Source organism: Oceanimonas pelagia (assembly GCF_030849025.1).
GTDB lineage: Bacteria > Pseudomonadota > Gammaproteobacteria > Enterobacterales > Aeromonadaceae > Oceanimonas > Oceanimonas pelagia.
Genome location: NZ_CP118224.1, coordinates 3,314,195 through 3,327,500, shown reverse-complemented (window position 1 = coordinate 3,327,500; position 13,306 = coordinate 3,314,195). Strand labels below are relative to the sequence as shown.

Here is a 13,306-nt window from a genome sequence, read left to right as displayed (position 1 = left end):
GCAACAGGCCGCAACTGGGCGCCGTGGTGGATGGCTACACCGGTCTCATCCGCCAGCTGCTGACGCTGATGGATGAGGCAGTGACATTGGCCCACGACGGCAATACTGCCGCAAGGCTGGCGGCCTACAGCGCCTTTCTGCAGAGCAAGGAACGCATGGGGCTCATTCGTGCCGTATTAAGCAACGCCTTTGGCGCCGACCGGTTTGCCCCCGGCCTGTACCGCCACTTTATCACCCTGCAAGCGGAACAGGCCATCTATCTGGAACGCTTCAGCCGCCTGGCCTCTCCCGCCTGGCGGGAGCTTTACCGGCAACAGACCGGCAGCAGCACCGAAGTGGCTCAACTGCTGCAACTGGCCCACGACCGCGCCGACAGCGGGGGCTTTAACCAGAATGCCACCCACTGGTTTGGTATCGCTACCCGTCATATCAACCAGCTGAAAACCGTGGAAGACGGTCTGGCCAACAGTCTGGAGCAGCATGTGCTGCAACTGCACCAGGGCGCCACCACCCGCTTCTGGCTGAGCCTAGTGTGCTCGGTGGTGGTGCTGGCGGTAACCCTGGCGCTTTCCCTGCGGCTGATGCGCGGCATTCGCCACGGCGTACATACTCTGCACCAGGGCATGCTGCGCATCACCCAGAACAACGACTTTACCCAGGATGTGCCGGTGCAGGGCAGCGATGAGCTGGCCGAACTGGCAGAATCCCTCAACGCCATGCAACATCACCTCAACGAACTGCTGCTGGGCGTAAACCAGGCCAGCCGGCGTCTGTTTGGCAACGCCGATCATACCCAGGACTCGGTGCAAAAAGTGCGGCTGCATATCGAGCATGGCACCGGCCAGGTGGAGCTGGTGGTATCCGCCACCACCGAAATGGCCGCCACCGTAGCCGAGATTGCCCGCCACGCCAGCGACACCTTTGGCGCCGCCAACGACAGCATATTGCGGGCGGAAGAAGGGGATCACGACGTGGATGACACCATTGCCGCCATTGAGGAGGTAGCGCTGGCCCTGAACGAAGGAGAGCGGCGGGTGCAGGAGGTGGCCCAGCACACCCGCGACGTGGAACACTGCCTGACCACCATCAAGCAGATCTCCGAGCGCACCAACCTGCTGGCCCTGAACGCCGCCATTGAAGCCGCCCGCGCCGGCGAATCGGGCCGGGGATTTGCGGTGGTGGCCGACGAGGTCAGAGCCCTGGCCATGCAAACCCAGCACACCGCCGCCGAAATAGACGACATGCTGGTCCGGCTGCGGGAAGGGGTGGAAAGCGCCGTGGCTGCCATGAGTACTGGCCGGGAAAAGGCCGGCTACAGCGTGGAGGAAGCGCGCAAGGCCGGCGTGGAGCTGACCACCATCGTCGGTGAAATCCGCAAGGTCAACGCCATGAGCGAACAGGTGGCCACCGCCACCGAGGAACAACGCACCGTGACCGACGACATTCAGCACAATGTAATCCTGATTCGGGACGGCTACCAGGCCACTCTCGACATTGCCGGCCAGCTGCAACAGCAGGGGGAAGCCCTGAGTGACCTGGCCGTCCAGCTTGAGCAACGGCTGGCCCAGTTCCGGCTGCGGCAAAGCCCTTAACCGTCCTGTTCAGGCCCGGCCTTTTTATACCCGGCCCTCACCGAGAGTCATGGTCTATGCTTCGATAAAAGCGGCGCCAGCATCATACAACATGGTGCCGGCGCCGCTGTTGAACCCGGTTTCGTCGTTCAATCAAAGAGGCATTTCCAATGAGTCAAAGCACATCCCCCTCCTCCGGCAAGTGTCCCGTCATGCACGGTGCGCAAACCGAGTCCGGCAGCTCCAACACCAGCTGGTGGCCCAAGGCTCTGAATCTCGACATTCTTCACCAGCACGACACCAAGACCAATCCGCTGGGCAAGGACTTCAACTATGCCGAGGCCTTTAAACAGCTGGATCTGAACGCGGTCAAGCAGGATCTCAAGGCCCTGATGACCGACAGCCAGGACTGGTGGCCGGCCGACTGGGGGCACTATGGCGGCCTGATGATCCGCATGGCCTGGCACAGCGCCGGCTCCTACCGCATTGCCGATGGCCGCGGCGGCGGTGGCACCGGCAACCAGCGCTTTGCGCCGCTCAACAGCTGGCCCGACAACGCCAACCTCGACAAGGCCCGCCGGCTGCTGTGGCCCATCAAGAAAAAATACGGCAACGCCCTGTCCTGGGCCGATCTGATGATCCTGGCCGGCAACATGGCCTATGAGTCCATGGGGCTGAAAACCTTTGGCTTTGGTGGCGGACGGGCCGATATCTGGCACCCGGAAAAAGACACCTACTGGGGCGCAGAGAAGGAATGGCTGGCCCCGACCAACAACCCCAACAGCCGTTATTCCGGTGATCGGGAGCTGGAAAACCCGCTGGCGGCGGTCATGATGGGGCTGATCTACGTCAACCCGGAAGGGGTGGACGGCCAGCCCGATCCGCTCAAGACCGCCGCCGATGTGCGCGAAACCTTTGCCCGCATGGCGATGAACGATGAGGAAACCGCCGCCCTCACCGCCGGTGGCCATACCGTGGGCAAGGCCCACGGCAACGGTGACGCCGCCAACCTGGGGCCGGAGCCGGAAGGCGCCGGCCTGGAAGAACAGGGCCTGGGCTGGAACAACCACAAGGGCCGGGGCATTGGCCGCGACACCGTAACCAGCGGCATTGAAGGCGCCTGGACCACCAACCCCACGCGGTGGGATAACGGCTATTTCGACATGTTGCTCAACCACGAATGGGAATCGAAAAAGAGCCCGGCGGGAGCCTGGCAGTGGCAGCCGGTCAGCATCAGGGAGGAAGACAAGCCGGTGGATGTGGAAGATCCGTCCCGCCGCTGCATGCCGATCATGACCGACGCCGACATGGCCATGAAAATGGACCCGGCCTATCGCAAGATCATCGAACGCTTTCATCAGGACCCGGCCTACTTTGCCGACACCTTTGCCCGCGCCTGGTTCAAGCTCACCCACCGGGATCTGGGGCCGAAAAGCCGCTATCTGGGGCCCGATGTGCCCGAGGAAGATCTGATCTGGCAGGATCCCGTACCCGCCGTCGACTACACCCTGAGCGAGGCGGAAATCACCCGGCTCAAGGCCGACATTCTGGCCACCGGGCTGAGTGTGGCGGAGCTGGTGACCACCGCCTGGGACAGCGCCCGCACCTTCCGTTGCTCCGATTACCGGGGTGGCGCCAACGGTGCCCGCATTCGGCTGGCGCCGCTCAAGGACTGGCAAGGCAACGAGCCGGCCCGGCTGCAAAAGGTGCTGGGTGCGCTGCAACAACTGCAATCGACCCTCGCCAAGCCGGTCAGCATGGCCGATCTCATCGTGCTCGGTGGCGCGGCGGCGGTGGAAAAGGCGGCCCGGGATGCCGGCGTCAACATCACAGTGCCCTTTGCGCCCGGCCGGGGCGACGCCACCGCCGAGATGACCGATGCCGACTCCTTTGCCCCGCTGGAGCCGGTGCACGACGGCTACCGTAACTGGCTGAAGCAGGATTACGCCGTCACCCCCGAGGAGCTGATGCTGGATCGCACCCAGCTGATGGGTCTGACCGCACCGGAAATGACGGTGCTGGTGGGTGGCATGCGGGTGCTGGGCACCAACCACGGCAACAGTCCCCACGGCGTGTTTACCGACCGCGTTGGCGTGCTCAGCACCGACTTCTTCGTCAACCTCACCGACATGGCCTATCGCTGGGAGCCGGCGGGCAACAACCTTTACAATATCGTTGAGCGCCAGTCGGGCCAGGTGAAATGGACCGCCACCCGGGTGGATCTGGTATTTGGCTCCAACTCGATACTGCGCAGTTATGCCGAGGTCTACGCCCAGGACGACGCCCATGAGAAGTTCGTGCACGACTTCGTGAGCGCCTGGAACAAGGTCATGAATGCGGACAGATTCGATCTTCAGTAGCGTGAAAAGTGGCTGCACCTTCAGCAGGAGCAGGGAGAACCGGGCCGATGGGCCCGGTTTTCGGTGCATTGGCATTGCACTGAACAACCGCCACGAAGCAAAATACCGACTTTGCCCAAAACCGATAACATGCTCATCATATCCTGCTGGCTCATTCCCTCTGGCATGACATTATTCCCATGTTGACCGCACGACTACCATTCACCGCCCTGCTGGTCTCTGTCCTGCTTGCCATCCCCATGCTGTTTGGCCGGGTGCAGGCGAACGAGCTGGATTACTGGACGTTTCAGGAATACATGGAAGCGTTTCCCGAACAGCGCCACCTGGCCAATGAGTTTGCCGCACGGGTGCGTCAGCCCGCCCTGCCCTGGCACCATGCCTCCGCGGTGCCGGTGCGTATTGCCATGCTGACACCGGATGTGCAGATCTCGGACTACTGGCTACGCAACCGGCTGAGCCTGACCCGCCGGTTGCAGGAAATGGGCCTGCCCTACACCCTGCAAAACTTCTCGTTCCACCCCGCCACCTCGATCAGACAGCAGGAGGCACTGCTGGCCCAGGCCCTGCGCAGCCGGCCCGATTACCTGATCTTTACCCTCAATGCCCTGCGCCATCGCGTGCTGGTAGACAAGATCATCGCCCGCGGCCACCCCAAGCTGATTTTGATGAACATCACCACACCGCTGAAGTCGTGGCAAGAAAACCAGCCGTTCTTCTATGTGGGCTTTGATCACAAGGAAGGCACCCGGCTGCTGACCGACGCCATCACCAGGCTCACCGGCCCGCAGACCAACTACCTGATGCTGTATGGATCTCAGGGCTATGTCAGCCAGGCCCGGGGCGACGAGTTTATTCGCCTTACCAGCCACCGCCCCGGCTTTGTGCAGCGCCAGGCTTTTTACACCGATATTGACCGGGCCAGAGCCAGCCAGGCGGTACAACAGGCCCTGACCGCTCACCCCGACATCAATCTTGTCTATGCCTGCACCACCGACGTAGCCCTGGGGGCCGCCGACGGCCTGCAAGCCCTGGGCAAACGGCACTCCGTGCTGCTCAACGGCTGGGGCGGTGGCAGTGCCGAGCTTGAGGCCATGGCCCGGGGAGAACTGGATCTGACCGTGATGCGCATGAACGATGACAACGGCGTGGCCATGGCCGAAGCCATTCGCCTCGATCAGGAAGGCAAGGCCAACCGCCTGCCTCTGGTTTACAGCGGCGACTTCGCCGTGGTGGACCGGCACACCCCCGCCGACAGACTGGAGCGCCTGAAAGCCCATGCCTTCCGCTACTCCCAATAACGCTCGCGCCCGGCCCCTGCTGCGGCAATTGCTGCTGGTGCTGCTGCCGGCCTTTTTGCTGTTGGCCACCGCCCTGCTGGTACTCACCTACCGCAGTAGCGCAACCATGGTGAATGACAGCATTCACCATCAGCTGAAAGAAGCCCACGACCGGCTGCAAATCTTGCTGGACAGCTACCTGAACGGGCTGGATGGCCTGCTGACGGCCACCGCCGAGCAGTCGGAGCTGGCGCTCGCACTCTCGTCCGGCAACCCGGCCGGTGCCCGGGCACTCTTGCAACAAACCCTGGAGCACCGCCACGGCGAATATCTGGATCTGCTGATGCTCAGCCGGCAAGGACAACTGTGGGCCAACCTGAACTCCCCCCTCTATGCCATGGAGCACCGCCAGCTGCAGCTGATCTCGGCCCCGCCCCTGTACCACCGGTGGACCCGCATTGAACTGGATGCTCCCTTTAGCCGCCAGGTTGCCCTGGTGCAGCGCTACCCGGTGATTGCGCCGGACTCGGGTGAGGTAATTGGCAGCCTGTTTGGCGGTGTGGTGCTGAATGACAACCTCAGCCTGCTGCGCCAGCTGGCCCGGGGGGCGGAAAATTTTCGGGTGCAGCTGATCCTGCACGGCAAGCCAGTGGGCCCGGCCTACCTCAACAGCAACGACATCGCCCCCGGTGTGGTTACCCAGGCCCTGACCGGCGGGCAGGCCCATGGCCAGATTCGAGGACACTATTTCAGCCGGCAGCCCCTGCTGATCGGCGGCGAACCCAGCGAACTGCAACTGCTGTTGCTGACCGACAACACCATTGCCCAGCAATTGCAGCAGAACTATGGCTATCACACTCTGCTGGCCCTGCTGCTGGTGCTGCTGGTAGCGCTGGCGCTGGCGCTGTACACCTTGCGGTTGATCTCGGCTCCCCTGGCCAGCCTGACCCGGTTTGCCGAACAGGCAAGCCTCGGCCAACAGGCCGCCTTTCAGCCCGATCGCATTCAGGAATTCAATTTCCTCGGCAACAGCCTGGAAAGCATGGTGACCACACTGCAACAAAACGAACTGCGCCTGGCCCACCTGTTTGATGCCGCCAACTCGGCGACCCTCATCGTCGATAACGACGATCGCATTCAGGCACTGAACCAGATGGCCACGGCACTGTTTGAGCAAGGTCATGGCGACCTGGTTGGCACCCCCATCACCCAGCACTTCAGCCCCGAGCAACTGGCGCCGCTGCAACAGGCCATCGACAAGGCCCGCAGGGGCCACCGGGTAGCGGACGTGGAAGCCCGCCTGGGCCCCCTGCCCGGGCTGGCCCGGTACCAGTTGTGGACCCTGGCTCCGGTGTTCAGCAAGGGCGTGGTCACTGCGGTGCAGTTGCAGGGCCAGGACATCAGCCGTCTGAAGCAGGCGGAAGAATCCCTGCAGCTGAATCGCCTGGTGCTGGCCAATATGCTGGAAGCGGTGATGATCTTCGATCGCCATCAGCGGCTGGTGTACGCCAACCCGGCCTACACTCAGCTCACCGGCTTCGTGCTGGACGAGATGGTAGGACACTCCCCCGCCAGCGCCCTGCCCCTGGCGCCGGACACCCTTTCTCCGTGGCAGCATATCGACACCCATGGCCACTGGCAGGGAGAGGTTTCCTTTCGCTCCCTGAACGGCACCACGCTGCCACTGTGGCTGTCGATTCGCATTCTGAGCAATGCTCAAGGTGAAACCAGCCATTACGTGGCGGTGTGTTCCAATATCTTCGTGCTCAGAAGCCCGGAGCCCCGGGCAACCCCTGATGCCACTCAACACAACACCCCGGGCCAGCCGTAGGCCGGCACCGGGGTGCATGCAAGGGGTGGGATGACACTTTATTTTCATCCCACAAAACGGCTGCTGGGCTTGTGGCGCCTTATTCCACGGTCACGCTCTTGGCCAGATTGCGGGGCTGATCCACGTCGGTGCCCTTGATCAGGGCCACGTAGTAGGACAGCAGCTGCAGCGGCACCGTATAGACGATGGGCGCGATCACCTCATCCACATGTTCCAGCGACATCACCCGCATGGTGTTGTCACCCTTGAAGCCGGCCCGCTTGTCGGCGAACACATAGAGGATACCGCCCCGGGCGCGTACTTCTTCCACGTTGGACTTCAGCTTTTCCAGCAGCTCGTTGTTGGGCGCCACCACGATAATGGGCATGTCGGCGTCAATCAGCGCCAGCGGGCCGTGCTTGAGCTCGCCGGCGGCATAGGCCTCGGCGTGAATGTAGGAAATTTCCTTGAGTTTGAGCGCCCCTTCCATGGCGATGGGATACTGCTCGCCCCGGCCCAGGAACAGGCTGTGGTACTTGTCGGCGAACTCTTCCGCCAGTTGCTCAATGTCGCCGGCCAGCGCCAGGGTATCGACGATGTGCGCCGGCAGTGAGCGCAGCGAGCGCACCAGCTCGGCCTCGGTCTGCTCGCTCAGGTTGCCCCGGCAACGGCCCACCGCCGCCACCAGCATCAGCAGCGCCACCAGTTGCGTGGTAAACGCCTTGGTAGAAGCCACGCCGATTTCGGCGCCGGCCCGGGTCATAAAGGCCAGATCCGACTCCCGCACCAGGGAGGAGCCGGGCACGTTGCAGATGGTCAGGCTGCTCATGTAGCCGGACTCCTTGGCCAGCCGCAGCGCCGCCAGGGTGTCGGCGGTCTCGCCGCTCTGGGACAGGGTGATCAGCAGGCTGTTGGGACGCACCACCGACTTGCGGTAGCGGAACTCGGAGGCGATCTCGATATCGCAGGGCACCCCGGCCAGGGCCTCGAACCAGTAACGGGCCACCATGCCGGCATGGTAGGAGGTGCCGCAGGCGATCAGCTGAATGTGCTCCACTTTTTCAAAAATGTCGCGGGCACCGTTGCCAAAGGACTCCACCACCACGCCCTGCTCGCTCAGCCGGCCTTCCAGGGTATCGGTAATGGCCCTGGGCTGCTCGTGAATTTCCTTCAGCATATGGTGACGGTATTCGCCCTTGTCGCCGGCGTCGTGGATCACGTCCGACTCCTGCTCGGCGCGGGTCACCGGCTGGCCGTCACGGTCAAAGATACGAATCTCGCGGCGGGTCACCTCGGCCACGTCGCCCTCTTCCAGGAACAGGAAACGGCGGGTGACCGGCAGCAGCGCCAGCTGATCCGAGGCGATAAAGTTCTCGCCCAGACCAAGGCCGATCACCAGCGGCGAGCCGGAACGGGCCACCACCACCCGCGTATCGTCGTTGACGTCCATCAGCACGGTGCCATAGGCGCCACGCAACTCTTTAACCGTGGTTTGCAGTGCCGCCAGCAATGAGTCGGTGTGCTGGCGATGCCAGTGCACCAGATGAGCGATCACCTCGGTGTCGGTGTCTGAAGCAAACTCGTAGCCTCTGGCTTTAAGCTGTTCGCGCAGTTCTTCATGGTTTTCGATAATGCCGTTGTGCACCACGGCGATGTTACCGGACACGTGGGGGTGGGCATTGCGCTCGGACGGCTCGCCATGGGTGGCCCAGCGGGTATGGGCAATGCCGGTGCCGCCGGCCAGCGGTTGTTGCTCAAGGGCGTCGGCCAGCGCCTGCACCTTGCCGAGACGACGCACCCGGCCCAGCCGGTTGTCGTGAATAATGGCCACCCCGGCGGAGTCGTACCCCCGGTATTCCAGCCGGCGCAGGCCTTCCACCAGAATTTCCGCCACATCACGCTGGGCCACGGCCCCTACAATTCCACACATGCTCTTGTCCTCAGGATGAAGGGGCTATCACCAGGGTGATGCCCTTTTGCGCTAACTGTTGTTGATATTCTTTGGGAATGCCGCTGTCGGTCACCAGGGTATGAATGGCACTCCAGGGCAGCTCCAGATTGGGGATTTTGCGGCCAATCTTGTCCGACTCCACCATCACCACCACTTCCCGGGCCACCTCGGCCATCACCCGCGACAGGCCGGTGAGCTCATTGAAGGTGGTGGTGCCCCGGGCCAGATCGATGCCGTCGGCGCCGATAAACAGCTGATCGAAGTCGTAGGATCGCAGCACCTGCTCGGCCACCTGCCCCTGAAACGACTCGGAAGACGGATCCCAGGTACCACCGGTCATCAGCAGGGTGGGCTCCGGCTCCAGCTCGCGCAGGGCATTGGCGATATTGAGCGAATTGGTCATCACCACCAGACCGCTTTTCTGCCCCAGCTCGCCCAGCAACGCCGCCGTGGTGCTGCCGCTGTCGATAATGATGCGGTTGTGCTCGCGAATGCGCGCCGCCGCCGCCCGGGCCAGGGACTGTTTTCGTTTTGAAACCGGCTCGGCACCGGCCTCAGCTACCATTTCGCTCGGCACCGGCACGGCGCCGCCATAGCGGCGCAGCAGCAGGCCGTTTTTCTCCAGCGCGGTGAGATCCTTGCGAATGGTCACTTCCGAGGTATCGAAACGGCGGGCCAGCTCATCCACGGTCACTTCCCCCCGCTCGGCCAGCAGGGTGATGATGGTATGGCGGCGTTGTTGAGTGTTGCGTTTCGACATGGCGACATTAAGTTTCGTTTTGAAAGCAGAATGCTAGCAGATCAAAAGATAGGCGGGCAATAAAAAACGCGGCTGTGAAACCACAGCCGCGCCCATAGCCATCACTCCCGCGAAGGCCGGAGTCCCGAGCAGACAATAATGGACCTCCGCCTTCGCGGAGGTGACAAGAAAGCGGGATGGTTCAGGACTTCTTCTTCACCGGGCGGGGCCAGTTCTTGATATGGCGCTGGGGCACGCGGGTGATCACCAGCTCAGCCTCGGCCACGTCCTTGGTGACGGTGCTGCCGGCCCCCAGGGTGGCATTCTTGCCGATGCGCACCGGGGCCACCAGCTGGGTGTCGGAGCCGACGAACACGCCGTCTTCGATCACCGTCTGGAACTTGTTGACGCCGTCATAGTTGCAGGTGATGGTGCCGGCACCGATGTTCACCCCCGCGCCGATCTCGGCATCGCCCAGATAGCTGAGGTGGCCGGCCTTGGAACCCTTGCCCAGGCGGGCCTTTTTCATTTCCACAAAGTTGCCGACATGGGCATCCTCGGCCAGCACGGCGCCGGGGCGCAGGCGGGCAAAGGGGCCGGCGCTGCTGGCGCTGCCCAGTTCGGCGTTTTCCACGATGGAATAGGGCTTCACCTCGGCATCGTCGCCGATCACGCAGTTCTTCAGAATGGTACCGGCGCCGATTTTCACCCGATTACCCAGGCGCACGTCACCCTCAATGATGACGTTGACGTCGATCACCACTTCCTCGCCGGCGGTCAGGGTACCGCGCAGATCGAAGCGGGCCGGATCCAGCAGGCTGACGCCCTCGCGCATCAGCCGCTCGGCCTGCATGCGCTGATAGGCCCGCTCCAGCCCGGCCAGCTGCACCCGGTCGTTGGCCCCTTCCACCTCGGCGGTGCTGGCCGGCTGCACGGTGGCAATGTCGCAGCCGTCCCGGTGGGCCATGGCGAAGATGTCGGTGAGGTAGAACTCCCCCTGGGCATTGTCGTTGTTGAGCTCGCCCAGCCAGGCCCTGAGCCGGCCGGCGTCGGCCACCAGCACACCGGTGTTCACCTCGGTAATGGCCAGCTGCTCGGGGGTGGCATCCTTCTGCTCAACAATGCCGGTGACCTGGCCGTGTTCCCGCACGATACGGCCATAGCCGGTGGGGTTGGCAAGGCTTACCGTAAGCAGGCCCACGCCCCCTTTGGGCTGGGCGGCGATCAGCCGCTGCAGGGTGTCCGCCTGCAGCAACGGGGTATCACCGTAGAGCACCAGCACCCTGTCTTCATCGGCAATGGCCGGCAGCGCCACCGCCACCGCGTGGCCGGTGCCGAGCTGCTCGGCCTGATGAGCCCAGTGCAGATCCGGGGCTTCAATGCGGGCCTTGAGCTGGTCGGCACCGTGGCCGTAGACCAGGTGAATACCGTCCACCCCGCAGGCCCGGGCGGCCTCGATCACATGAGCCACCATGGGCTTGTTGGCCACCGGGTGCAGTACCTTGGGAAGAGAAGAGCGCATGCGGGTGCCCTTGCCCGCCGCCAGAATTACCGCCTGAATCGTCATTGAAAATATATCCCGTTTGAAATGACCGTGAGGAGTGAGGGGTTAGAGGTGAGGAGTAAACCCCGTTTGCAGAACGGTTGTTTCTCCTCACCCCTCACTCCTGACACCTCACCGTTAATGCCGTTATTGTGATTTTTTCGCAAAAAAAAAAGCGACCCTGAGGTCGCTTTTTCGAACGTTCGGCTTAACGTACGTTTTTCTTAACCAACTGCAGCACGCGCAGTTTCGCCATAGCCCGGGCCAGTTCGGCGGCCGCTTCTGCATAGTCCACATCGTGTGAGGAGTTCTGCAGCTTGGCTTCCGCCGAGCGCTTGGCTTCTTCGGCCTTGGCTTTATCCAGATCTTCGGCGCGAATCGCAGTGTCGGCCAGAACCATAACACTGCTGCCCTGTACTTCCAGCATGCCACCGGAGATATACAGAACTTCCTGCTGGCCGGCCTTGGTGACGTATTGCACCAGGCCGGGACGGATTGCCGTCAGCAGGGGGGCGTGTCCGTAACGAACGCCCAATTCACCCTCAGAGCCGGAGACAGTCACCGCGGTCACAGAGCCGGAAAACAGGCGTTTTTCGGCACTGACGATGTCCAGGTGAAAGCTATACTCAGCCATCAGGTCCTCCTTAGAGGCTTACAGTTTCTTGGCTTTTTCGACCGCTTCGTCGATGGAGCCAACCATGTAGAACGCCTGCTCGGGCAGCGTGTCGTAGTCACCGTTCAGGATGCCCTGGAAACCGGCGATGGTGTCTTTCAGAGACACGTACTTGCCGGGGGCACCGGTGAACACTTCGGCCACGAAGAACGGCTGAGACAGGAAACGCTCGATTTTACGGGCGCGGGACACGGTCAGCTTGTCGTCTTCAGACAGTTCGTCCATACCCAGAATGGCGATGATGTCCTTCAGCTCTTTATAACGCTGCAGTACGGTCTGTACGCCACGGGCCACGGAGTAGTGCTCTTCACCCACCACCTGCGGGTCCAGCTGACGGCTGGTGGAATCCAGCGGGTCAACGGCCGGGTAGATACCCAGGGCAGCGATCTGACGGCTCAGTACCACGGTCGCATCCAGGTGGGCGAAGGTGGTGGCCGGAGACGGGTCGGTCAAGTCATCCGCAGGCACGTAAACGGCCTGTACGGAGGTGATGGAGCCGGTCTTGGTAGAGGTGATACGCTCCTGCAGAACGCCCATCTCTTCGGCCAGGGTCGGCTGGTAACCTACTGCGGAAGGCATACGGCCCAGCAGTGCGGATACTTCGGTACCGGCCAGGGTGTAACGGTAGATGTTGTCCACGAACAACAGTACGTCACGACCCTCGTCACGGAACTTCTCGGCCATGGTCAGACCGGTCAGGGCCACGCGCAGACGGTTGCCCGGCGGCTCGTTCATCTGACCGTATACCAGAGATACCTTGTCCAGTACGTTGGACTCGGTCATTTCGTGGTAGAAGTCGTTACCTTCACGGGTCCGCTCGCCCACACCGGCAAACACGGAGTAACCGCTGTGCTCGATGGCGATGTTACGGATCAGTTCCATCATGTTTACGGTTTTGCCCACACCGGCACCACCGAACAGACCAACCTTACCACCCTTGGCGAAGGGGCATACCAGGTCGATTACCTTGATGCCGGTTTCCAGCAGCTCGGTGCTGTTGGACTGCTCTTCGTAGCTGGGAGCGGCACGGTGAATGGACCAGCGTTCTTCTTCGCCGATGTCGCCCTTTTCGTCGATGGGGTTACCCAGCACGTCCATGATGCGACCCAGGGTCTGCACACCTACCGGCACCTGAATGGGGGCGTTGGTGTTTTCAATTTCCAGACCACGGCGCAGGCCGTCGGAAGAACCCATGGCGATACAACGAACAACGCCGCCGCCGATTTGCTGCTGAACTTCCAGAACCAGACCCTGGCCCTGGCCTTCCGTCGTAATCTTCAGCGCGTCGTATACGTGGGGAACCGCATCTTGCGGGAATTCCACGTCAACAACGGCGCCGATGATTTGGACTATGATACCCTTACTCATGTCAAATCCTCTAA

Annotated in this window: 9 protein-coding genes (1 of these 9 only partly in view); 4 read left to right on the top strand and 5 right to left on the bottom strand. The window is 62.3% G+C overall.

Features of this window, described 5'->3' with window-relative positions; all coding sequences use genetic code 11:
- The 4 genes from PU634_RS15920 to PU634_RS15905 all read left to right on the top strand — a co-directional run.
- Window positions 1-1,592 carry the 3' portion of a methyl-accepting chemotaxis protein gene (locus PU634_RS15920; RefSeq protein ID WP_306761809.1) on the top strand. Its footprint begins 373 nt before the window's first position, so the window shows 1,592 of its 1,965 coding nt (coding positions 374-1,965); its start codon lies off the left edge, out of view; its stop codon occupies window positions 1,590-1,592.
- Window positions 1,593-1,741: 149 nt separating this feature from the next.
- Window positions 1,742-3,931, top strand: coding sequence for a catalase/peroxidase HPI (gene katG / locus PU634_RS15915; RefSeq protein WP_306761807.1), 2,190 nt, complete (start codon window positions 1,742-1,744; stop codon window positions 3,929-3,931).
- A gap of 179 nt (window positions 3,932-4,110) precedes the next feature.
- A complete protein-coding gene (locus tag PU634_RS15910; protein WP_306761806.1) occupies window positions 4,111-5,229 on the top strand; it encodes a substrate-binding domain-containing protein in 1,119 nt (372 codons plus the stop codon).
- On the top strand, window positions 5,207-7,039 hold the full coding sequence (locus tag PU634_RS15905; RefSeq protein ID WP_306761804.1) for a LuxQ periplasmic sensor domain-containing protein: 1,833 nt from the start codon (window positions 5,207-5,209) through the stop codon (window positions 7,037-7,039). The genes PU634_RS15910 and PU634_RS15905 overlap by 23 nt, the downstream gene beginning before the upstream one ends.
- A 79-nt stretch (window positions 7,040-7,118) precedes the next feature.
- On the opposite strand, the gene glmS is transcribed toward PU634_RS15905, so the two are convergent.
- The 5 genes from glmS to atpD form a co-directional block, all read right to left on the bottom strand.
- Window positions 7,119-8,948: a glutamine--fructose-6-phosphate transaminase (isomerizing) gene (glmS, locus tag PU634_RS15900; protein WP_306761802.1), complete on the bottom strand. Its 1,830-nt coding sequence runs from the start codon at window positions 8,946-8,948 to the stop codon at window positions 7,119-7,121.
- A 10-nt stretch (window positions 8,949-8,958) separates the two neighbouring features.
- Complete coding sequence (locus PU634_RS15895; protein ID WP_306761801.1) at window positions 8,959-9,729, bottom strand: DeoR/GlpR family DNA-binding transcription regulator; 771 nt, start codon at window positions 9,727-9,729, stop codon at window positions 8,959-8,961.
- A gap of 181 nt (window positions 9,730-9,910) precedes the next feature.
- Complete coding sequence (gene glmU, locus PU634_RS15890; protein ID WP_306761800.1) at window positions 9,911-11,275, bottom strand: bifunctional UDP-N-acetylglucosamine diphosphorylase/glucosamine-1-phosphate N-acetyltransferase GlmU; 1,365 nt, start codon at window positions 11,273-11,275, stop codon at window positions 9,911-9,913.
- Window positions 11,276-11,459: 184 nt separating this feature from the next.
- Entirely contained in the window at window positions 11,460-11,885 is a 426-nt protein-coding gene (locus tag PU634_RS15885; protein ID WP_306761799.1) for a F0F1 ATP synthase subunit epsilon, read from the bottom strand.
- Between the two features lie 18 nt (window positions 11,886-11,903).
- A complete protein-coding gene (atpD, locus tag PU634_RS15880; RefSeq protein ID WP_306761798.1) occupies window positions 11,904-13,292 on the bottom strand; it encodes a F0F1 ATP synthase subunit beta in 1,389 nt (462 codons plus the stop codon).
- Between the last annotated feature and the right edge of the window lie 14 nt (window positions 13,293-13,306).

Bases quoted from the DNA above. Each gene is read 5' to 3' on its own strand.
- atpD (WP_306761798.1), bottom strand. From the start codon at position 13,292: ATGAGTAAGGGTATCATAGTCCAAATCATCGGCGCCGTTGTTGACGTG.
- PU634_RS15905 (WP_306761804.1), top strand. From the start codon at position 5,207: ATGCCTTCCGCTACTCCCAATAACGCTCGCGCCCGGCCCCTGCTGCGG.
- PU634_RS15885 (WP_306761799.1), bottom strand. From the start codon at position 11,885: ATGGCTGAGTATAGCTTTCACCTGGACATCGTCAGTGCCGAAAAACGC.
- glmU (WP_306761800.1), bottom strand. From the start codon at position 11,275: ATGACGATTCAGGCGGTAATTCTGGCGGCGGGCAAGGGCACCCGCATG.
- PU634_RS15895 (WP_306761801.1), bottom strand. From the start codon at position 9,729: ATGTCGAAACGCAACACTCAACAACGCCGCCATACCATCATCACCCTG.
- glmS (WP_306761802.1), bottom strand. From the start codon at position 8,948: ATGTGTGGAATTGTAGGGGCCGTGGCCCAGCGTGATGTGGCGGAAATT.
- PU634_RS15910 (WP_306761806.1), top strand. From the start codon at position 4,111: ATGTTGACCGCACGACTACCATTCACCGCCCTGCTGGTCTCTGTCCTG.
- katG (WP_306761807.1), top strand. From the start codon at position 1,742: ATGAGTCAAAGCACATCCCCCTCCTCCGGCAAGTGTCCCGTCATGCAC.